Source organism: Priestia flexa (assembly GCF_021441905.1).
Classification (GTDB): Bacteria; Bacillota; Bacilli; order Bacillales; family Bacillaceae_H; genus Priestia; species Priestia flexa.
Window position 1 is genome coordinate 2,016,752 of the sequence record NZ_CP090431.1, and the last position, 21,646, is coordinate 2,038,397.

At 38.8% G+C, this 21,646-nt stretch carries 22 protein-coding genes and 1 riboswitch; of the genes, 7 read left to right on the plus strand and 15 right to left on the minus strand.

Annotation, left to right across the window (positions count from 1 at the left end; genetic code table 11):
• The first annotated feature begins 40 nt into the window (after positions 1 to 40).
• The gene (locus LZP85_RS10355; protein ID WP_234561714.1) at positions 41 to 682 is read left to right on the plus strand and encodes a BMQ_0737 family morphogenetic spore coat protein; all 642 of its coding nucleotides are present in this window, start codon (positions 41 to 43) and stop codon (positions 680 to 682) included.
• Between the two features lie 43 nt (positions 683 to 725).
• Here LZP85_RS10355 and LZP85_RS10360 read toward each other — a convergent pair whose 3' ends face one another.
• Positions 726 to 1,439, minus strand: coding sequence for a glycosyltransferase (locus tag LZP85_RS10360; RefSeq protein ID WP_226638929.1), 714 nt, complete (start codon positions 1,437 to 1,439; stop codon positions 726 to 728).
• 175 nt (positions 1,440 to 1,614) lie between these two features.
• Between LZP85_RS10360 and LZP85_RS20825 the strand changes: the two genes are divergently transcribed.
• The gene (locus tag LZP85_RS20825; RefSeq protein WP_119542699.1) at positions 1,615 to 3,342 is read left to right on the plus strand and encodes a glycosyltransferase; all 1,728 of its coding nucleotides are present in this window, start codon (positions 1,615 to 1,617) and stop codon (positions 3,340 to 3,342) included.
• A gap of 47 nt (positions 3,343 to 3,389) precedes the next feature.
• On the opposite strand, the gene LZP85_RS10375 is transcribed toward LZP85_RS20825, so the two are convergent.
• Positions 3,390 to 3,800, minus strand: coding sequence for a hypothetical protein (locus tag LZP85_RS10375; protein WP_119542700.1), 411 nt, complete (start codon positions 3,798 to 3,800; stop codon positions 3,390 to 3,392).
• Between the two features lie 155 nt (positions 3,801 to 3,955).
• Between LZP85_RS10375 and LZP85_RS10380 the strand changes: the two genes are divergently transcribed.
• Positions 3,956 to 5,752, plus strand: a complete 1,797-nt coding sequence (locus tag LZP85_RS10380; protein WP_224840323.1) for a glycosyltransferase — start codon at positions 3,956 to 3,958, stop codon at positions 5,750 to 5,752.
• A gap of 11 nt (positions 5,753 to 5,763) precedes the next feature.
• On the opposite strand, the gene LZP85_RS10385 is transcribed toward LZP85_RS10380, so the two are convergent.
• The 5 genes from LZP85_RS10385 to wecB all read right to left on the minus strand — a co-directional run bounded on the left by LZP85_RS10385 (position 5,764) and on the right by wecB (position 10,345).
• On the minus strand, positions 5,764 to 6,483 hold the full coding sequence (locus LZP85_RS10385; RefSeq protein ID WP_206782692.1) for a sulfotransferase family 2 domain-containing protein: 720 nt from the start codon (positions 6,481 to 6,483) through the stop codon (positions 5,764 to 5,766).
• Positions 6,484 to 6,559: 76 nt separating this feature from the next.
• On the minus strand, positions 6,560 to 7,465 hold the full coding sequence (locus tag LZP85_RS10390; RefSeq protein WP_206833754.1) for an NAD-dependent epimerase/dehydratase family protein: 906 nt from the start codon (positions 7,463 to 7,465) through the stop codon (positions 6,560 to 6,562).
• Positions 7,447 to 8,274 carry a dTDP-4-dehydrorhamnose reductase family protein gene (locus LZP85_RS10395; protein ID WP_025910098.1) on the minus strand — a complete coding sequence of 276 codons (828 nt, stop codon included), beginning with the start codon at positions 8,272 to 8,274 and terminating at the stop codon, positions 7,447 to 7,449. Before LZP85_RS10395 ends, LZP85_RS10390 begins: the two co-directional genes overlap by 19 nt.
• Entirely contained in the window at positions 8,275 to 9,261 is a 987-nt protein-coding gene (locus LZP85_RS10400; protein WP_119543518.1) for a polysaccharide biosynthesis protein, read from the minus strand. It lies immediately after the preceding gene.
• Positions 9,254 to 10,345 (minus strand): non-hydrolyzing UDP-N-acetylglucosamine 2-epimerase, encoded by a 1,092-nt coding sequence (wecB, locus tag LZP85_RS10405; protein ID WP_119543517.1) that lies wholly within the window; start codon positions 10,343 to 10,345, stop codon positions 9,254 to 9,256. Before wecB ends, LZP85_RS10400 begins: the two co-directional genes overlap by 8 nt.
• Positions 10,346 to 10,571: 226 nt before the next feature.
• On the opposite strand from wecB, the gene LZP85_RS10410 reads away from it, so the two are divergent.
• The gene (locus LZP85_RS10410; protein ID WP_119543516.1) at positions 10,572 to 11,819 is read left to right on the plus strand and encodes a glycosyltransferase family 2 protein; all 1,248 of its coding nucleotides are present in this window, start codon (positions 10,572 to 10,574) and stop codon (positions 11,817 to 11,819) included.
• Position 11,820: 1 nt separating this feature from the next.
• Here LZP85_RS10410 and LZP85_RS10415 read toward each other — a convergent pair whose 3' ends face one another.
• From LZP85_RS10415 to LZP85_RS10425, 3 genes are all read right to left on the minus strand, one after another.
• Positions 11,821 to 12,024, minus strand: a complete 204-nt coding sequence (locus LZP85_RS10415) for a hypothetical protein (protein WP_119543515.1) — start codon at positions 12,022 to 12,024, stop codon at positions 11,821 to 11,823.
• Between the two features lie 20 nt (positions 12,025 to 12,044).
• The gene (locus LZP85_RS10420) at positions 12,045 to 12,314 is read right to left on the minus strand and encodes a hypothetical protein (protein ID WP_119543514.1); all 270 of its coding nucleotides are present in this window, start codon (positions 12,312 to 12,314) and stop codon (positions 12,045 to 12,047) included.
• 189 nt (positions 12,315 to 12,503) lie between these two features.
• On the minus strand, positions 12,504 to 13,646 hold the full coding sequence (locus tag LZP85_RS10425; RefSeq protein WP_119543513.1) for an acyl-CoA dehydrogenase family protein: 1,143 nt from the start codon (positions 13,644 to 13,646) through the stop codon (positions 12,504 to 12,506).
• A 275-nt stretch (positions 13,647 to 13,921) separates the two neighbouring features.
• Here LZP85_RS10425 and LZP85_RS10430 point away from each other — a divergent pair, with 275 nt between their 5' ends.
• Positions 13,922 to 14,401 (plus strand): Hsp20/alpha crystallin family protein, encoded by a 480-nt coding sequence (locus LZP85_RS10430; protein ID WP_119543512.1) that lies wholly within the window; start codon positions 13,922 to 13,924, stop codon positions 14,399 to 14,401.
• 32 nt (positions 14,402 to 14,433) lie between these two features.
• Here LZP85_RS10430 and LZP85_RS10435 read toward each other — a convergent pair whose 3' ends face one another.
• From LZP85_RS10435 to LZP85_RS10455, 5 genes are all read right to left on the minus strand, one after another.
• Positions 14,434 to 15,708 (minus strand): ABC transporter ATP-binding protein, encoded by a 1,275-nt coding sequence (locus tag LZP85_RS10435; RefSeq protein WP_234561716.1) that lies wholly within the window; start codon positions 15,706 to 15,708, stop codon positions 14,434 to 14,436.
• Positions 15,705 to 16,754 carry a FecCD family ABC transporter permease gene (locus tag LZP85_RS10440; protein WP_119543510.1) on the minus strand — a complete coding sequence of 350 codons (1,050 nt, stop codon included), beginning with the start codon at positions 16,752 to 16,754 and terminating at the stop codon, positions 15,705 to 15,707. Before LZP85_RS10440 ends, LZP85_RS10435 begins: the two co-directional genes overlap by 4 nt.
• Before the next feature lie 99 nt (positions 16,755 to 16,853).
• Positions 16,854 to 18,344 (minus strand): cobyric acid synthase, encoded by a 1,491-nt coding sequence (locus tag LZP85_RS10445; RefSeq protein WP_175406238.1) that lies wholly within the window; start codon positions 18,342 to 18,344, stop codon positions 16,854 to 16,856.
• A gap of 107 nt (positions 18,345 to 18,451) precedes the next feature.
• A riboswitch (cobalamin riboswitch) is annotated at positions 18,452 to 18,636 on the minus strand.
• Positions 18,635 to 20,095: a sodium/pantothenate symporter gene (gene panF / locus LZP85_RS10450; RefSeq protein WP_025910083.1), complete on the minus strand. Its 1,461-nt coding sequence runs from the start codon at positions 20,093 to 20,095 to the stop codon at positions 18,635 to 18,637. Its footprint overlaps the riboswitch before it by 2 nt.
• The gene (locus LZP85_RS10455) at positions 20,092 to 20,370 is read right to left on the minus strand and encodes a YhdT family protein (protein WP_025910081.1); all 279 of its coding nucleotides are present in this window, start codon (positions 20,368 to 20,370) and stop codon (positions 20,092 to 20,094) included. Before LZP85_RS10455 ends, panF begins: the two co-directional genes overlap by 4 nt.
• 193 nt (positions 20,371 to 20,563) lie before the next feature.
• Here LZP85_RS10455 and LZP85_RS10460 point away from each other — a divergent pair, with 193 nt between their 5' ends.
• Together LZP85_RS10460 and LZP85_RS10465 are read left to right on the plus strand one after the other, a co-directional pair.
• A complete protein-coding gene (locus LZP85_RS10460) occupies positions 20,564 to 21,130 on the plus strand; it encodes a YdcF family protein (protein WP_025910079.1) in 567 nt (188 codons plus the stop codon).
• Positions 21,131 to 21,306: 176 nt separating this feature from the next.
• Complete coding sequence (locus LZP85_RS10465) at positions 21,307 to 21,630, plus strand: winged helix-turn-helix transcriptional regulator (RefSeq protein WP_025910077.1); 324 nt, start codon at positions 21,307 to 21,309, stop codon at positions 21,628 to 21,630.
• Positions 21,631 to 21,646 lie beyond the last annotated feature (16 nt).

Consider the following 21,646-nt stretch of genomic DNA (forward strand, 5'->3'; position numbering starts at 1 on the left):
GAACTTGAGTATACTAACTCATAGATTCTACTAGAAAGGAATGAATATAACAGTGTCATCCTCTCACCAAACTCATTGTGTAAATGCATTTCACCTTTATGATTGGGTACAAAAAAAGTACGAGGGTGAGCTAGACGTCTTCAAAAGCGATGGAACCGATGAAATTATTAACGGCATTAATTTATGCGAACTTCTGTTACAGCGCAATCGCTTTTTTATTGAAGCTATGATTGTAGATGAAAATGGATGTCCAGCCTCACCAGAACGCGGCATTACTACGACTGAACTAACCAACTCAATGATGCGTACGAAAAAGAAAGTAAATGACGAAGATAATTGCTCCTCTCTTTATCGGGCAGTCATGCAAAAACAAGGACGTTATGTGCTTAAGCTAGTTGATCAAACAACTGGTCAAATTTGTCGATCTAACCCCATTCCCTTTACCATTCAAGAAACCGTATACCTTTATGCACCGACAGGTACAACTGTTCAAAGTGACGTGATAAGCGTCGAGTTTACCGTAACTCCTTCATGCATAAACCGTGAGCAAGAGCTTCGCGTAGAAGTAAGGATTTGTCAAAACGTAACAAGTGGTTGCAGTAAAACCATCCAACTCGAAGGTGCTTACATTCATCCAAGAGAAGAACTTCAATCCAGTCATTGTAAACATAGCCACTATTAACATAATCAAAAGCACTGTTTCGGACTCTGAAACAGTGCTCTTTTTATTTAGCTTGTTCTTGTGCAATCACTTGCTGTATGGAATCTTTATGAGCAGCTTTCACACGTTTTACTTCCTTTTTAATAGTTCGCGCATGCTGCATAGTTCCCATCTTCTCATGAATTCTATAGTATAGAAGCGGCTCATCAATATAGTAAACAGAAAACTGTTCGATAATTCTCAGCCACATATCATAATCATGCGTATACGGTAAGGTTTCATCAAATATCCCTACCCGGTCGAATACTTCTTTTTTAAGCATAACGCTACAGCCGTTAATAAAATTACCTTTGCTCATCTCTTTTAGTATCTGAAGTCGAGTAGGGTAGTAAATACCGATTCCTCTAGACGTAATTGCCCCTGCCTTATTAATTAAATGATAATTTGTATAGGAAAAAGACGCGTTAGTTTTAAGCATGTATGCCAGCTGATTTTCAATTTTATTTGTGGAGTACATATCATCTGAACTTAACCAACAAATATAATCTCCGGTCGCACGACTCAGCCCCATATTTAATGCGCTAGCCGTCCCTCCGTTTCCCTTTTCAATGTAAATGATTCGATCTAAGTAAGGGGTAATTTTCTCATAGTGTTCAGTGGACCCATCGTTGATTACAATAATTTCAATGTGTGGATACGTTTGCTTAAACACACTATCAAGTGCTTGATTGATGTAGGCACAGTTATAAAAAGGGATAATAATTGATACTTTTTTCACTATCTAAACTCCTCCTTTCCATTACCGTATGAACCAATAATAAATCCGTGCTTATTGAGAGTTTTTATGTCAAATGAACATAAACTCCCGCTCTAACATATATGTATGAAATAGCATGAATGAAATGGAAACGTATGCTTATATGTAAAATTTTAAAAAGAGGAGGTCCTTTCCAATGCTTCACTCTTCTTACGCATCATTTTCAGGTAGTGAACAACTTAAAGCAGACCCACCGACTTCTGTTCCTATTTCGAATACATTTACGATTGAATTTTGGGTACGCCCTTCAAAGGAACAGTTTCTTGAAAACGAGGCTCGCTCAGGTATCTCTACCTTTAAAAACCAGCCGTTTGTCATTGCGCCTGATGATGACCAAGTTCTCAACAATACTGAAGCGTCCGTTGCCATTTCCGTTGGAACGAACGGCATCTCTATTTATGAAGTGGGGAAAAATCATTTTACACCAACGCTTGTCTTTCCTTGTGTAGTGGAAGAATGGACGCACCTTGCACTCGTTTATCACAATCGTATTCCTTCTCTGTATATGAATGGAAAATTTGTCAAAAAAGGAATTTTAAGCCGTCGAAGAAAAGTAGTTCCACATTTTTGCTTCGGTGGCCATCCTTCATATGGCTACTTCCAAGGTGATTTACAAGAGGTTAGGCTTTGGAACATCGTACGAACAGAACCGCTTATCCAAGCCTTTTTCCAAAAAACCATTGAACATGTAGAAGATCATATGATTAGGTACTGGCCACTTTGTAAAGAAACAACTGCTCAGCCTGTCATTAAAGCATCCTTTCCTACTACAGTAACACCCGTAGACTCAGATAGAAAAAAACTATTATTTACGTTTTATATTCCAAGCGGTGGCGTTGAAACGCTAAATCGACAGCGCTTTTACGCTTTGTCTGAATCAGATATCCAATGTGATTTTTTATATACGCAGTCTGGAACCGGTCTGCAAAACAAAGTAAACGCTTCTGTATTTGTGACGAATGAAGATGTAAAAATAAAAGAAATTATTTCAAAAGGAAGCTATGACGCTATTATTGTTAATACAGATTATCTTCTTTTAAAAAGGTTGAGACATTTAGGTTATAAGGGGCATTTGATTTATGAAGTGCAAGGATTAGGAACGGATAAAGAGTACACAAATGCTTATTTGAAAGGGCATGCACATTCTTATATTAAAAACTATAGCGATGCCATTCTATATCCTAACACCCCTCACCTTATCAATGCTTTTCAGCAATATTTCTCTTCAAAATCACAGTTTTGCTTTCATAACTGTTTTGATACAAGGCAATTTCATTATCAACCGCTACCAAAGCATCCTACACCAATTATCGGGTGGGTAGGAAGGCTTGAGGATAATAAAAACTGGCGTGATTTCCTTCGCATTGGAGCTGATATTATAAAACATTCTTCTGATATCAAGCTTTGGATGTTCGAAGACAATACGCTTTCAACTCCAACTGAACGTGAAGCGTTTGAGCGTTTGCTTGACCAGCTCAACCTTAGAAGTCATTTAACTATTTACGCCAATCAACCTCATGCCAAAATGGCAGAGTATTTTTCAACCATTGGGGATTCTGGAGGATTTTTATGCTCAACTTCTAAAGTAGAAGGTTTCGGCTATGCTGTATTAGAAGCCATGGTATGTAGATGCCCCGTTTTATCAACGGATTCTGACGGTGTCAAAAGCTTTATTATTCATAATCAAACAGGAAAATTTTTCACCCTAGGTAATATTGAGGAAGCAGTCAGAGAAGGCATCGAGCTTCTTACAGATAAAGCTTTGCGTGAAACTATCCGAAATCAAGGTATTACGCATATTATTCAGCATTTTTCACCGCAGGAATATGCGGTTCACTTTAAACAAATGCTCTCTCAGCTTTAAAAAACCCCTTCTGTCCGCTAAATGTTAACGAATAGAAGGAGTTCATATTATGAAACAGGGCCAATTGTAGTGCCAGTAAACGTTAGAGGACCGGTAACACGAGCTTGTGTTAGGAGCGGATTTAACAACTCAGCAGTAATCGTGTATGCATGATAGCCAACAGGAGCATTTGCATCTACAATTTGAAATGCAGCAAGTCGAATTTCATTTACTGCCAGCGTACTTACCTGAACAGATCCGATAATACCACCGTCACGTAACACATTAACTAAGATGTTTGGTAACCCTAAGAAAGAGCGAATACCAACGGTCCCTTCTAACAAAACATTGGAACCAGAACGAGGAACAGCTAGTCCGAATTCAGCTAAAACAACAGTTCCGCTAGTCGGAATGACTCGATCTAAACTATTGTTAAAGTTACTTGGCACGCTTGCACTAAAGTCATCAATAGGTCTCAATTTATTCTCTCCCTAATTTGGAATATACTTACATTTTATTGTATGAATTTTATCTAAAAGTGCTTGGACAATAAAACTATTTTTCAACTGTTTTATTCTTTCAAATTTTATAACAAGCCTTTCATTTTAAGCATGAAAGAAAGAAGGGATTTAAAATGGAAAAAGTATCAATTATTATTCCTTTTTATAATTGTTCCTATGTTAATCAAGCAATTGAAAGCGCACTTGGACAAACGTACCCAAACATCGAAGTGGTTGTAGTAAATGACGGATCAACGATGCATACTGAAAAAATCACGCCTTATTTAAATCAAATTCGCTATGTAGAAAAGCAAAACGGAGGAACTGCCAGCGCTTTAAACATGGGTATTCAGCACGCAACGGGCGAATATTTTGCATGGCTTAGCTCGGATGATTTGTTTGTTCATGATAAAGTAGAAAAGCAGCTAAACTTTATGAAAGCACATAACGCTTATATTAGTCATTCAAACTATGCACTTATTAATAACAACAGTGAAGTAACTGTGCCTTTAGCCGGTGTTTATTTTGACCGCAAGCTAGATTTTATTGAACATCTTCAAATTGGGTGTAGCATTAACGGCTGTACAATCATGATGAAAATGGAGGTATTCACTACGCTTGGCTTATTTAATGAAGCTCTTCGATTTACCCAAGATTATGATTACTGGCTGCGCTGCGTTCCTGCTTATGAGTTTTATTACTTCAACGAACCGCTTGTTCACTACCGCGTGCATGATGAGATGGGAACAAAAAAACATACGTCGGAAATTGATCTTGAAGTAAAAGCAGTTCAAGAAGCTCATCGTCCCGTGTTAGCCAACATGGTAAATCTTGAAAAGAATTCATCTGCTCAGGCTAACTCTTTAACAACTCATTCTTTAAATACGCCTTTAAACATTACGTTTCCTATTTTAACGCTGTGCAAAGGCGGTGCTCAGCGCATGCTTGCTGATATTAGTAACGGTCTTGTTGATTTAGGGCATAATATAACCATTTTAATGCCCCCACAAGGTGACATAGAGTATGACGTAAGAGCAAAGATTACAAGAACTCCCGGTGCAATGATAACGGAGCAAGACTATCCAAAAAGTGACTTAATCATCTCAAACTTTTACTCAACCATTCCTTCTGCTGCAGCTGCAAGCGCTCAAGGAAAAGGCGTCCACGCGCGCTTTAGCTTATGCTACGAGCCCGTGTTTCTTCCTGAACAAAGCGTTTCTTTTCAGTCTTACAATACAACACCCTATTTGCTTGTCATCTCACGGTATCAGCAAGAATTAATCTCGTTACTTCATGGGATTAAAGGTGAACATATTCCTATTTATGTCAACCCTAACTTTTCAAAGCTTTCACTATCCAATAAAAGAAAACCACTCACAATCTCTGCTATTGTGAGAATACCAGAAGGCGGATATTCTTGGCAGCGTGATCAAAACTATTTAATTGAGCAATTAAAAGCTGTAAAAAAACAGTTTCCAAGCGTGCGAATTAATCTAATATGTCCACCAAATGAGTTCGCTCAGTCTCCCACTCTACAAGACTTGCAAAATAAAGAAGGCTTTTTATTTTATTCACCAAAAGATGACTATGAACTTTGCGCTTATTACAACCGAGCAGATATTTTTGTTACTTCTTCCATCTATGAGACAGCTGTTTTACCGGGGCTTGAAGCAATGAAATGCGGCGCGGCAATCGTATGTGTCTATGCAGGAGGAAATACCGAATACGGCCGTCATGAAGAAACATGCTTAATGTCTTACCGTTATGAAAATCGACTCGGAGAAGACATTAGTCGATTAATTCAAGATTCTGCTTTACTTGCTAAGCTAAAGGCTAACGGACAGCAAGAAGCTGAAAAGTGGCAGCTGTCAAACAGCGTGGCTGCATTTGAAAAAGCATGCTACTCCTTTTTACAAAATGTACACAAATAAACAGGCACACTTCACTGTGCCTGTTGGTTATTTTTCTTTATTTCTGCTTGCTCTTCTCTAGTCAGCAGTTTGACTTGCTTACTTAAGCGTTTATTCACATATTCATAAAGCTTTATATCTAATTCATTCTTTTCCTTTATCTTTTGAATAATGTCAGTAGGTACTTCTTTTAAAGACGGTCTTTTTTTTGTAACATTGACCTTCTGATAAGATAAATCCTCCCACCCAAATTCTTTCTTCATGAGATAAATAGATTCATTAAAACGATTCGTAACCCCAACAATTGAAAAATATTTTTCAATATTTTCAATAGCTTCGTCCAAATCCACCTTTCCTCCACTCGAGAAAAAAAGCGTTTGGTGGTTTCCCACCTGCTTATTTTCATCAATAAACTGCTCTAAGCTCGTTTCCTTTAACTTTTCATAGAGGATATAGTCTGGTGAAGTAGATAAAAAATAATAGAGAGAAATAATACGATCCACTGGATCCCTAACCATACTAAAATAAGATACAGGCTTAGTGATGTATTTATGGAGGCCGAATTCATAATGGCCACCAATCCCTTTTAAGCCACTTGGATTTTGCTGTAGTTTCTCCTTTAACTGTTTCTCTGGTAAATGAATCAGTAATTCTTCTTGTTTATACTGCTTTTGAAACAGTTTGTTTAATGTTGAACCAGCTGTTTTTGGAATGTGCATAAAAATAAGAAAGCGATCTTTAATAACTATCATCTCCTTGTAAAAAGAAAAGCTGCCTTCTTAGACAGCTTTCTTTTATTTATTCATTTATATGAAAACGCGTACTACTTTAATACCTAGTTTGCCGCTGAAACGTCAGGATGTCTATAAGCGAATTCTCGAGCGTATAGTTTGGTCTCCACCCTACGAGTTGAAGTGGTGACGTATCTGGTGTTAAAAGAGGTTCACCTTTCGCTTCATCATTCGTAATCTGGAAATCTATGTGAGTGAACGTTCTCAGCATAGAGGCAAGTTCTTTTAATGAATGGCAGCTAGGCGCGGCAATTTCATAGACTTTTCTGCTTTGGCCAAATAAAAATAAATATTCATACGCTGTCACGGCGTCTCTCACATCAATAAAATTGCGCCTGGCTTCTAAATTGCTAATGTGAAGCTCTTTCTTTTCATCGCCTTTTTCCATAGCAGCAATTTTTTTGGCAAAAATCGAACAAACACCGTTGGAATGCCCAGGTCCAATTAAATTTGAAGGCTTTGCAGTAACCACATCGAGATTATAGAGCTTTGCCCATGCCTCTGAGACTAGAATCTGCATCGTTTTTGAAAAGCTATATGGATGAGTCAGTGTTGAACTATCTGAAGGATTATACTGGAGCGCGGATCCGGCTACTACAATTCGAGCAGTAGGCACTTTTTTTCTCACTGCTTCTAATAAATGAAGCGTTCCAATTACATTGCTGTTAACGTAAGATAAAGGCTGTTCCCATGAGCTACCCACATGATTTTGGCCAGCAAGGTGGAGAATATAATGAGGATTTGCGTCTTCAACGAGCTTCATGACCTGGTCTTCGTTTTCTAAATCACAGCTAACTACGCTTGCACCTTCACAAGACATTTCCTTGCGCATTGCAGCAGTTACTTCATAGTCTTTTTTCATAAAATGCGCGACTGCGTGCTTCCCTGTAAAACCGCTTGCTCCGGTAATAAGGATGCGCTTTCTCATTGCTTTTGAATCCAATCTTTCATCTCTTCCAGCATGACTCGGTAAGTAGGCGGCGTGTAAATATGGTCTATTCGCGTATTTTTAATGGTGCGATCCAACACAAATACTTCATCTTCTTCAATCGTAACATCATCTTTTTGAAACACTTCTTTCATGAGCTGAAGAAGGTCGAATTTGGAAATTTTCGGCTCGGTTGCAAGATGATAAAGTCCCGTCACGTCCTGTTGAATAAACACTTCAATTGCCTTAGCAAGCTCTATTGTTGTGACACCGTTCCATAGCGCTCGCTTATAGCCTTTGATTTTTCCAGTTTGCTTCATAAACCATAGAAATAGGCCAATTCCGTCGGTTTTTAACTCAGGTCCAATGATTGAAGTTCGAACCGTTAGGTGCTTATCGCTAATAATTTCACCTAACTGCTTGGATTGAGCATAAATGGATGTCCCGTCAGGAGCATCACTTTCCGTATAGTTGCCTTTGTCCCCTAAAAAGACGCAATCTGTACTAATATGAATAAGCTTCCCTTGGTAGCGCTCCGTTAATTTTACGAGCTGATGGGGAAGAACGCTATTAACGTGGAAAGCAAGTTTACTATGCTGCTCCGCATGATGATTTAAAATACCAATACAGTTAATCGTAATATCCGGCTTTTCTTGTTCCATTAACTTTTCAAGATCAGTTGCGTTTGTTACATCAACATACAATCCTTCTTTGTCATCTAAATCCCTTGATGTATAGACTACTTCGTACTGAGGTTTTTGCTTAAAATAAGAAGTGATAACGTGACCAGCCATTCCTTTTCCACCAAGGATTAGTATTTTCATTTAGATAAACCGTCCTTTCTCTAACATCTCTTTAATTTCTTCTTTCGTCATTAACTCTTTGCTAGAATTATAGTTCACAAGATTTACAGGCCTAAAGTTTGCATAGTGCTCTTTTAAACCTGGAATATGAATTGGCGGTAAGATGACAAAATATTCTTCATCATAAGCAATCGTTGTTGTGCTTTCGTATTCCGACAGAAGCAATTCGTGAATTTTTTCACCAGGACGAATGCCTAGTATTTCGATATCGACATTTTCTTTGTTTGAAGCATCAATTAACACATAAGCAAGGTCAATGATTTTGCATGTTGGCATTTTCATAACGAAAATCTCACCGCCAAGGCTTTCAAATGTTGCTTTAAAGACAAGCTTGATTGCATCTTCTAGCGTTAAGAAAAAGCGCGTCATGTCTAAATCAGTAATTCCTACTTTTCCTTTTTCTTGAATTTGCTTTTTAAATACGTGAATAACGCTTCCGTTTGTTCCAAGTACGTTTCCACCGCGAATGCATACAAATTTTGTCTTCGTGTTTAGTGTATTCGCATGAATAATTAAACGTTCGCCCATGGCCTTTGAAAGCCCATAGAAATTCGATGGATTCGCCGCTTTATCAGTTGAAATGTAAATTACGCGCTTCACATTACAAATGATGGCTGCGTCAATAACGTTTTGCGTACCGTGTACGTTTGTTTTTAATGCTTCTAACGGCTGATCTTCACAGACGGGAACATGTTTTAAAGCTGCAAGATGAAACACATAATCCACGCCTTGGCATGCTTCAATCAATGAATCTTTTTCTTTAATATCCCCTATTAAAAATTGAAGCTTTGGATCGTTGTCAAACTCTTGCTTCATTGTAAATTGACTGGATTCATTGCGTGAAATAATTCTAATTTCCTTTGGGTCAAGCGTTAATAACTGCCTTACTAATTCGTATCCCCATGAGCCTGTGCCACCTGTAACTAAAATCGTTTGGTTTTTAAACACTGTTAAGTCCTCCTAAAATTACTTTTATTACTTTATCTGAAACATCCGGATGATCGTAGCCTTCCGGGTAAGACCATCTATTTGACTGATTTACCATGACTTTGACGCAGTTTACAATTTGATCCCCGTTTAAGCCTGATAGCATGTTGCTTCCACAATCAATCGTTTCAGGACGTTCTGTTGTTTTTCGAACCGTTACTGTTGGAACATGAAACAAGCAACATTCTTCCTGAACGGTACCGCTATCTGTTAAAACACAAAGCGCATTTTTTTCAAGCTTCACAAAGTCAAAAAAGCCGAATGGTTCATGAAACTCAACAAGTGGATGAATTTGAAGAGAAGGATGCTTATCAATGCGTGATTTTGTTCGTGGATGAATGCTGCAAATAATACGTTTTTGAAATGATTCGGCCACTTTATTAAGACCATTCATAATTTCAACTAAACGGTCTTCATAATCAACATTTTCAGCACGATGTATCGTGACTAAGAAATAATCATTTTTTTTGATGCTTAGTGCTTCTAAAATAGAACTTGCGTTAATTTGAGGAGCGTAATGGTTTAACACTTCAAAAATAGGATTTCCTGAAACCACAATTCGGTTCTTTGGAACACCTTCTCGAATAAGGTTTTCTTTACTTTGAGGGGTATAAGGAAGATTAATACTTGAAATAGCGTCAATTACTTTTCTATTCTTTTCCTCGGGTACTTCGAGATCAAAGCAACGATTTCCAGCTTCCATATGCATCACTGTAATTCCCATACGTTCTGCTAGAATTGCACTTAGTCCGCTATTTGTATCACCCAACACCAAAACTTTATCAGGCTTTTCTTTCAAAAAAATTGTTTCTAACTGAGCATACATTGTTGAAAGTTGCTGTCCTAACGTGGCTTGCTGATTAGCAAGCACGTAGTCTGGCTTTCTAACCTGTAACTCTTGAAAAAACACGTCGCTAAGGGAAGCGGTAAAATTTTGACCTGTATGAACTAAAATATGCTTAGTTGCATAGCGGTCTAATTTGTCAATAATCAAACTTAGACGTATAATTTCAGGCCTCGTACCTAAAATGGTCATCACTTTCATTCTTTACACATCCTATACATAGTTTAGACTCCGTCTTCGCTGTATCCTCTTATTACTCTATGCCGGGAAGTAAGACTTGCTATAGGCGAGATTATTATCTTTATGCTATTAACCTACCACTCAACATGAATCCAAACCTCATAGAATATATATACTTTGTATGCATGGAAATTTTTTAAAAAACTAGCGTTCAGCCTATAATTGACTAAGTTAAAAGGAGAGTATTATGACAAATATGCACATTTTTCTTTGTGGGCATGAAAGTCCGCATGTAATTCAGCGGCTTTTAGCCAAACTGAGCGACGGTGCGTCGGTTACCGTCATTGCCAAGTCAGAAGTTCTGCAATTGATTCCGCACCACGCGGATACTATATCTCTTTCTAGTTGTATAGGAAGCGAGCTTAACCAAAGAGTTCAACGTTTAAATGAGGAGCACGTATTGTTTTTATTTAAAGGAGACGACGTAAACCTTCCACTTTTAAAAAAGCAAACGCTAGATAAAATGAAGCTATACACTTATCCATTAACAGATGAAGAGTTAAAACTACCTCTGTTTTTTAAAAGCGCCGATTTAAAATTATTTCCATTTTCTGAAATACACGCATTTCCTTTTGTTGAAGCGATGTTTGCATATTGGGTATGCACCCTTCCTTCAGATCAATGCATACCTGTGGATACAAAAAAAGCGGTGAAAATGGGAATTCAAAAAGAAACCCGCCTTGCTTCTGCTTTTTTAGAAACTAGCCAACTCTATCAGTTTACTACTGAGCATAAAGGCAGCTCTCCTCTATCAATTATGCTAGCAGCTTATAACGCAAAGCCATTTATTCATACAGCCGTTTCTTCATGCTTCATTCAAAGCGTTCCTTTTCAAAAGAAACAACTTTTTGTAGTTGACGATGGCTCTACGGATGGAACTGCTGAAGACTTAGCTTTTCTTCAATCACAGCTAGGATTTCAGCTCATTCAAAAAGAAAATGGAGGAAAAGCACGCGCTCTAAACACCCTTCTACCTTTAATTGAAACAGAATTCGTACTAGAGCTTGATGCAGACGACTGGCTTGATCCCAACGCTTTATCAGTTATTTCAAATCACTTACCTTCTATTCCTTTAGACGCTGCTATTTTGTATGGAAATTTACGAAGGTGGAAAGAAACACCACACAATGGATTAAAGCCAAGGGGTGTTGCGAACGGACGATCCCTTCGTTCAAAAAATGAGCTTTTAGGCTACGCATTTCCGATGGGGCCACGCATTTATCGTACGTCTTTTCTAAAAGCAATTGGAGGATTTCCCGTTCTTTCTTTTTTAGATGGGCGTATGTACGAAGATGTCAGCGTCTTAAATGAGCTAATGAAGCATTATTCGGTATGCTACCGAGATTTCACTGTATACAACGTTCGTGATCACGTAAAAAGCATCACAAAAAAAAATCACTCCAATTGGAGCGATTTCATTAAAAATTTAGATTAGTTTAGACAGTGAAGAATCGAATTGTGTTAATAGAAGTTAGGGCAACAAATACAGGCGTAGCACCATACCCCATCGATTCAACAACCGTGACATAATCAGGACCAACAAGCGTAATAACTCCATCAATGATTCGAGTATCTAATCCAATTTCAGCTCGCTGACCAACATATCTTGCCAATTGAGAAAGTAATAAGCTTTCAAACATACCATTATTCCTCCTTTTAATTAAAGTGGTGTTACCGTTTCAACTTGAGAAACTAAAGCGAATGTTACGGATAAATCGTCTTCAACAACAACTACATAGTCTGTACCTACAAATGATAAAACACCTGTAATTGTTGGTTCGATACCTGATGAAATTTCTAATGTTACGCGCTCATTTACTAGCGCTAATAAAGTACCTAAAAGTGGTGTTGGGGAAGTAGGTGGTTCAACAGGCTCCGGAGTTGTTCCTCCATTACAGCAAATAGCACGAAGTGCAACTGCTCTTTTCATAAAAAATCGTCTCCTTTCATCTCTTGATATTCAGCAAAAAACCTTGGCTTTTTCACTAAATATTCTCTACAGTCTATGTAGCTTAAACATGTTATGCATAGATGCTTGACCTATAAAAATAAATATTTGTAAAAAAACGGCAAGAGCGGATTTTTACTTAATTCCACTCTTGCCGTTTTCTTAGTATGATTATTTAAACGCTTGTTTTGCTAAATTAATGAGCGTCATATCGTCCATCGGCGGGTTATGAAGACCCGCTCGCACGTCACGATAATAGCGCTGAAGAGGATTTTGTCGCTGCAAGCTGCGTGCACCAACAATTCGCATTGCTTTGTCTACTACCTGAAATGCACTATTTGTGACCACATGCTTTACAGCAGCTAATTCTCCTGCCAATTCTTCACGCTTTTGTCCTTCATCCCATTTGCGCGCAACGCTATACATGAAGTAACGTGCTTTCATAAGCTCAAGCTCAATTTCTCCCATTTGCATTTGCACATTTGGAAGTTCACTGATTGTTCCTTCTATACTATTTGGTGAGTAGGTTTTAGCAAACTCTACTGCGTAGTCTCTCGCTGCGATAGCAATGCCAATGTAGCATGCTGGAATATGCAATAACCATCCGTTTGCGCCAGGCTTTTTACTACCACCAATATATTCAGCTAAATATTCTTTGGGAATCCAAACGTCTTCCAGCACTAAGTCATGACTTCCAGTTCCTCTCATTGCAATCATATCCCATGTTTCTTCAATCGAAAGTCCAGGGGTATCTCTTGGGATAATAAACTGTGCTACCTGATTTGCTTCTGGCACAAAAGCTTTAACTAAAAAATAATCCAGTACAGGTGACATCGTTGTAAACGTTTTTCGGCCATTTAACACCCAGCCATCTTTTGTACGCTCTGCTTTGGTTTCAGGAAGGCCTCCTCTCGTAGGGCTCCCTGTTTTCGGTTCCGTTGCCGCACTGTTAACAAGCGCTCCTTTTTGAATTTTTCCAAATAAAAATTCAAGCGTTTCTGGCTTCCACGGCTGCTTATCACGAAGATCCATCGTAATGCCCATATGCCAGCCAATGCTTAACGCCGTGGACGAATCACCTTGAGCAATTAACTCTTGATACAATAGAAAGTCATACAGAGATAAGTTTTCCCCTCCATTCGCTTCACTTAATGACCATGTTGTGTAACCAACATTTTTTAAGTCTTCAATGTTTTGGAAGGGAAAGCTACTTTTTTCATCAATTTCTTGAGCACGCTCTTTAAAAGCTGGAATGAGAGCTGCAAGCTTTTGGTACGATTCTTTGTTTGAATCCGTGATAAATGAATTGTGCACTATCAACCGCTCCTTTTTCATTAAATCTCTACTACGCCCATCGGTTTAATACTTATTATCATAGCACATCTATTTTCTATGATGCACTTTGGATGCTCATTATTACGAAAAGAAGTATAAGCACCTATTAGGCATTTGTAACATATGTATAATTAATCCTCTCTCTCAATCGCTTTTTCCAAATATGGAAAAGGCGATTTCATTTGTGATATGCACCTATTTTTATTGCATTCATAAGCTACATAAACGGCATTTGTCGCTAAAGGAGGTTCGCTATGTTTCCGTTTGGAAAATCACCTTTTAAAGAAAATGGATTTGGAAAGATGAATATGAAAGATATCGATCAATATGTACAGCAAGTGTTATCCAACGCAATGGGTCAGTCTTTTCCACAATATATGAAAGAAAACGACTTCTTTAAGCAAGCACATCAAATGTACAATCAGCCGCTTTCTTCTGAGCAACAGCGAAGTTCATTAACATCAAACGTCTTTCAAACGCACGATGAATGTATCGTCCAACTTTCTTTTCCAACACCTAATAAAATTGAAGAAGTCAAGGTTGCCTATACACCTTACTCATGTACGATTACGGGTACGTATGATGGTGAACCTTTCACAGAAGAGTGTCAACTCCCTTGTACGGTCAGCCGAAAAGGAAGTAAAGCTACGTGCAGAAACGGCATTCTTGAAGTGAAGCTCATAAAGTATACAAATTTACCTGAAACAGAAATTGATGTTCATCGCTTTGACTAAAAATGCTCGCTGTTTACACGGCGAGCATTTTTTCATTGCATAACAAGCTGATATTTATCAACTTCTCGTTTTATAATAGCTTTAATTTTTTTAGCATCTACTGCTTTTGTATCCGTATTTCTAACAGCACAAGCTGCAAAATTCCCTCGATTGATTCCCAACCCTCCAAGCTGAGCACTTACTTCCATTGCTGTTTCTAAAAGTGATTCATCTTTAAGAGGCATATCCGTAACAACTACGACGTTCACCTGTTCCTTACTTTTTGTAAACAAGAATAGCCACGTATATACTCCATCTTCGTAAAATGAAATTCGTGTAAAGCGATGATCGATCCCAGACCACGAAAGTAAATCGCTGCTTTTCTCTTCGTCTGTGTACTGAACGATTTGCTTACACCAATGGATACCCTTTCCGCTATCTCCCGTAGAAAGGGTGCGCAGGGAATGTTCAAAGCTTACTGACAGACAACGTTCATTTTCTATGAGCGTATATATGTTGGAAAAAGCTTGTAGTACCTTCTCTTCTTTCGGGGGGACATATGCAAGCTGCCTTTTATGGACTCCAGGATGATAAAGTACGTGTAAATCAACTCCATAGACGTGCTGAAGAGTTTGCTGGTCACTAAAAATCTCTTCAATACCTCTTGCATAAACCTCTCCATCTTTTAACAAGATGGCGTCATCAGCAAATAGTGCTGCAATGTTTAAATCATGTAAAATCGCCACAATGGTTAAGTTTTCTTCTCGCTGCAGCTCTTTTAATAAATGCAGCAGTTCCATTGCGTGCTTTACGTCTAGATGATTTGTCGGTTCATCTAACAACAAATATTCAGGTTCTTGCGCTAAAGCTTTAGCTAAAAGAACACGCTGTTTTTCCCCACCGCTCAAAGCATTGAATGAGTGATGACAATATCGCCACACATCCGTTCTTTTCATCACTCTTTCAATCACTTCTTTATCATAAGGTGATTCACTATTTAAAAACCGTTTCGTTTGGAAAGGATAGCGACCAAGCGCCACAATTTCACGAACGGTAAACTCTAGACCGATTTGGTTTTCCTGCGTCATAACCGCTATTTTTTGCGCTAACTGCGTAGCTGAATAGGAGGAAATTGACTTTTGTTCTAACTTAATTTCTCCTGCTGTTAGCGGTAGCACGCCCATCATCAAGCGAATGAGCGTGGTCTTTCCGCTCCCGTTTGGTCCAAGAAGCGTGCAAAATGAGCCTTTTTCCACGGTGAAAGCTACGCTTTTTACAGTAGGCTTATGCTTTTTATACCCACCAGTTACGTTACAAACCTCAATCATTCAATCCCTCTTTTCCTAATCCTTTCTTTAATAAGCAACAGCGTAAAAATAGGTGAGCCGATGAGCGCAGTTACCACACCAATTGGAAGCTCCTGTGGGTTTAGAATGGTTCGTGCTACAAGGTCTGCCAACACAAGATAGCTGCCTCCAATCAGAATAGAAAGAGGAAGCACATGCTTGTGGTTTGCACCTACCACCAACCTTACTAAGTGAGGAATGACAAGTCCAACAAAGCCGATTGCTCCAGAGACAGATACGGATGCACCTGTCAAAATAGCTGCCGATACCAAAATGATACGCTTTCTGCTTTTTACGTTAATTCCCATAAACTGTGCAGACTGATCGCCAAACGCAAAGCCATTTAGCTCGCGGGTATTCGCAAGTAAGCCGACCGTACCGATGATGAAAAACGGGAGTAAAAGCTGAACATGTCCCCAACCTCTCATTGACACACTTCCCATCAGCCAATACAAAATTTCACGCACTCCTTGCTCTGATGATAATGCAACCATAAGAGAAATCATAGCGCTCATGAACGATGACAAAATAATACCTGCTAAAATAATAGTTTCGTTAGCTAATGTCCCGCTCGCTAACTTTGTAATACCAAATACGAGTAAAAGCGTTAAAAAGCCAGATACAATCCCAATAATCGGTAGCGTATAGGTATGCATCCCAAATAGCTGCCAGTTAAAAAAGATAGCAAGCACCGTGCCAAGAGTGGCTCCAGAAGACACCCCGATGGTATACGGGTCCGCTAATGAGTTTCGAAGCAAGCCTTGAAAAGCTGCCCCCGCAATGGCAAGAGCTGCTCCAACTAAAAAGGCAACGACTACGCGTGGAAATCGAATTTCCCAAATAATGAGCTCCATGTTACTGGGGCCATGATATAAAGATAATCCAGACATGTTTTGAACAATAATTTTAATAACGTCTGTAACGGTTAAAGACACGGTACCTACAAAAACACCAGTAATAACTGTAGTTAAAACAAGGATTATACTAAAGACATAAAATAAGACAATTTTGTTTACGATTTTTTTCATCTTGCATCAACTCCCTCTATCGGAAACCGAGGGCCGGGATTTTAACCTTTTTGTAAAGAATCTTTTACAGATAGCACGCCCCAACCGTTTGATAGTGAATTACTTTTTATATTCACTCATGATTTCATAAATTTGTTTCATATCAATTGCTTTTCGTACATGTGCAGCCAGCTTTTGAAAAGACTCTTCCTTTCGCGCCCTACTATTAAACGTTTTCTTAATCGGCACTAATCCTTTTTGCTGTCGAATGTCGTTTAAATATGCACGTCGAAAGCCATCATTATGAAAAACATCATGTATGTATGTACCAATGACGCGACCAAAAACTGCTCCTTCTTTTATACCATTTAGCTCAGCAAAATGTACAGTTGGCTTGGTAGACGTTGTTTCGCCCATATGAATTTCGTAACCTTCAATTTGATAGGACTCATCGTGTAAAATAGCCCTTCCCGTTACCCGTTCTGTTCGCTTCTTTGTTTTCATTACAGTTTCAATAGGTAAAAGACCTAGCCCTTTAACAGATTTTTGGGTTGATTCCACTTCATTTGGGTCACTTATCACTTCACCTAAAATTTGATACCCACCGCAGATTCCAGCAATATCCACCTTATTCTTCTTTGTCAAAATAGCTTCTGCTAAGCCTGTTTCATACAAGTACTTTGCGTCTTCTAACGTATTCTTGCTCCCAGGTAAAATGATTAAATCAGGCGTTCCAAGCTGAGAAGGTTTTGTCACAAGCCTTACGTGGCAATCATCTTCAAAACGAATAGGATCTAGATCTGTAAAGTTCGACATGCGAGGATAAGAAATAACGGCAACATCAAGTTCTTTAGCTGGATTTGGAAGAGTAGGGTACGTAGTTAAAGCAAGTGAATCTTCTGCATCAATCTCCACATCATCCAGATAAGGAACGACGCCTAGAACAGGAAGTCCCGTATACTCTTCAAACCAATCAAGCCCTGGTTGCAACAGCGACAAGTCACCTCGAAATTTATTAATAATCACACCTACCACTTTTGACTTATGCTCTTTTGGAAGCAGCTGAATTGTTCCTACTAAGCTAGCAAAAACGCCTCCCTTATCGATATCTCCTACTAAAATAACGGGAGACTGTGCAATATCAGCTACTCGCATATTCACAAGTTCACGGTCGTTTAAGTTAATTTCAGCAGGACTCCCTGCTCCTTCAATGACAATATACTCGTACTCAGAAGCAAGCTCTTCATACGCTTTGGTGATAATCTCACGTCCGGTTTCAAAGAAATCTTTCCTATACTCGTACGCATACATATTTTGCAAAGGAACACCATGAACGACGACCTGCGCCTCATACTCTCTTGTCGGTTTGATTAAAACCGGATTCATATTGGTCGTTGCTTCCACTCCAGCAGCTTCAGCTTGAATTCCTTGAGCACGTCCAATCTCTTTTCCATCCTTTGTAATATAAGAGTTAAGTGCCATATTTTGTGATTTAAACGGCGCTGTTTTGAAACCATCTTCTGCAAAAATTCGGCAAAAAGCAGTTGTAAGTAAACTTTTTCCAGCGTCCGAGTGCGTTCCTTGAATCATAAGAGGAATTGCTTTTTTCATCTGTATCACGCCTTTCATAGCAAAAAGCCTTGGCTAAAAACCAAGGCTTCATGACAACATCTTCATTCTTTTGATGTGCACGTCACCTATTTTCCCCGCCGAAAAATAAGAGTTAATGTTTAAAAGCAGGTCTCCTGGCTTGTGCTTCACTTTACTTCTGCACCTTCCTAGCTCATTGCTAGCGGTTTGTTGCAGGTTCATCCACACTTACAGTAGCGGGGGCTGCATCGGATTTCCACCGATTTCCCTATTATCCTTAAACGCATAAGGCACTTTTAAAACATAATCGTTTATAAATATTTTTTACGAAGCTGTTCTTGTAGGTTCTTTGTTTTTGATTGTGTCATTATACTTGCAGTTACAAAAACCAATAAAGACAGAACAACGGGAAGCACAACCGTATGCATGCCAAATGGGTTAGGAGCGTATGTGTGAATTAAAATATACACTAAAAGCCCCGTCACCATTCCCGAAATTGCTCCATATTTATTTCCTTTTGTCCAATATAATCCTAACACAATTGGCCAAATAAATACTGCTTCAAGTCCACCAAATGAAAATAAGTTAAACCAAATGAGTAAATCAGGTGGGTTAATAGCAAACAAAAATACTAAAATTCCAATAATCATTGTTGTTAAGAAGCTCCATCTTTTCACCTGCTGCTCTTTTGCTTTCGGATTAACGTAGTTTAAATACAAATCTTTTACAATAGCAGAGCTAATGATTAATAAAATAGAGTCTACCGTCGACATAATGGCTGCCATCGGCGCAGCAAGTACAACTCCTGCTAACCAAGGTGGTAATACTTCAAGGGTTAACGTCGGCATCACAGTGTCTCCCACTTCAATTCCTGGAATTACAGCACGAGCAAACACACCAATAAGATGCATCCCTAACATAATCACACCAACTACTACCGTACCGATAAGCATGGCTTGATGCATCGCTTTCGAGTTTTTATAAGACATCGCTCGAACGGCCACCTGTGGCAGTCCCACAACTCCTACTCCAACTAAAATCCAAAATGATGACACATAAAGCGGTGTTAATGAACGATCTGCTCCGTACGGGCTCACAAGATTTGGATTTTCATTCACTAAGTCTTTCATGATTGCTTCGACACCGCCGCCAGCATAAATAGTAGCAATTAGTAAAATAATCGTCCCTACAAGCATTACAATTCCCTGCAGGGCATCGGTTAGTACGACAGCACGAAACCCACCAATTGATACATAAACAAGTACGGTGACTGCAAAGATGACAAGCGCACTTTTGTATGAAATGCCTACAAAACCTTCAATTAATCTAGCTCCTCCAACCCACTGAGCAGCTAAAGAAGCAAATAGAAAAAGGACAATGCTTACAGCAGAAACAATCACAACAATATTGCTTTCATATCGCTTTTTCAAAAAATCAACAAGCGTAACGGCATTCATCTTTCGCGAAACAATGGCGAATTTTTTGCCAAGAGTTGTGAGAACAAAGTAACCTGTTACAACTTGAATCACGGACAATAGTACCCAAGCAAGTCCGGTTTGATATGCTGTACCAGGACCACCAATAAAGCTGCTCGCACTTCCGTACGTCGCGACCATCGTCATGGCAAGAACAAACCCTCCAAGCTCTCTGCTTCCTAGAAAATAATCATTAATAAATGAACTTGCCGTGCTTGTTTTTTTAGCGGTGATAAAGCCAATCGCAAAAATTAATAGAACAAACACAACAAGAGGAACAACAACAGCCCAGTTCATTCGCTCTCACCTCTTTCTTCATCTTCTAAAGGAAGATCTGAAAAGAAAAAGCGAACAATAATCCAGACCAGTAAAATAATGAGCGGGATTCCAAGTATGCAGCTATAAAAAAACCAGGCCGGAAACCCCAATATGTATGTATACTCTGATACGGGCTTTGAGCCAAGTCCGTACGCAAAACCAAACCACCATGCAAAGTGGAAAAGAGCCAGGCCGATACCGATTAAAGCTTCTTTATGTGCGATTCGATAACGCCAATCGGCTTTTTTCTTCATGTTCGTTCTCTCCTTCTTTGAAATGTTGCAGAAGATGTGCATTATGATTATAACGTTCCAAAACATATGAAGCTATCCCTTTTGCTAAATTCATGACATTTTTTCCTATTTACCGCTTAAATATTAAATAAATACTACTTTTTATACCAATTACTGCATTATACTAAATAGGAATAAACGATGGGAGTAGCTTATGAAAAGAAAATTTATCTACGTACTTACTTCTTTACTAATTGGATACGTGTTGTTTGCGTCGTATCATATTTATTCTGCAGCTAGTTCACCTCCTCCAAAAAACGCAGACTACATTATGATTCTTGGAGCTAAGGTAAATGGAAAAGAGCTATCTTTAAGTTTACGAGAGCGCATGATTACTGCGCTGCGTTATTTAGAAGATAATCCTTCAACAATTGCTATTGTCTCAGGTGGACAAGGTGATGATGAAGACATCTCTGAAGCGGAAGCGATGTCTACTTTTTTAGTAGATCACGGCGTTGACTCTGCTCGCATTATACAAGAAAATCAATCTACTTCCACTTATGAAAACTTTCTCTATACCAAAAAGCTTATTGATATCAATGACAAACATATTGTACTCGTCAGCAACCAGTTTCATTTATACCGCGCATCACTGATTGCCAAAAGACAAGGATATAACGTATACCCATTAGGTGCAGAAACACCAAACGTCGTGAAGCTTCAATCATATGGTCGTGAGTATGCGGCAATTATTAAAACTTGGCTATTTGATCGTGAATAAGCCATTTCGTTTTTTAGATAGATAAGTAATTGGTTATTAACTAGTTTCTCTCAACAGCTTTACTTCAATACTCCTTTCGCTTACTTTATGTAAGGTTCTTCTCTTTGGTCGTGAAGTTTTAAGAAGTGTAGCACCTAATGCTTTGTGCTATAATATGTGTTATAGGAGTGAAACAAATGAATCAATCAACCTTATGTCCACGCTTTGAAAAAGCAATGACGATTTTAAGTCAGCGCTGGACCGGGCTCATTATTTATAAGCTTCTGTCTGGACCCCAGCGTTTTTGTGCCATCGAATCATCCATTTCAGTAAGCGGCCGCGTACTATCAGAACGCTTGAAAGACCTTGAACAACAAGGGATTGTCAAGCGTGAGGTCTTTCCAGAAACGCCTGTACGCATCGAGTATTCCTTGACGGAAAAAGGAAAAGCGCTTGAACCTATTATGATAGAAATTGAAAAATGGTCGCAGCAATGGTTGGAACAAGATAATTTGTCATAACGTAAACAAAGAACCC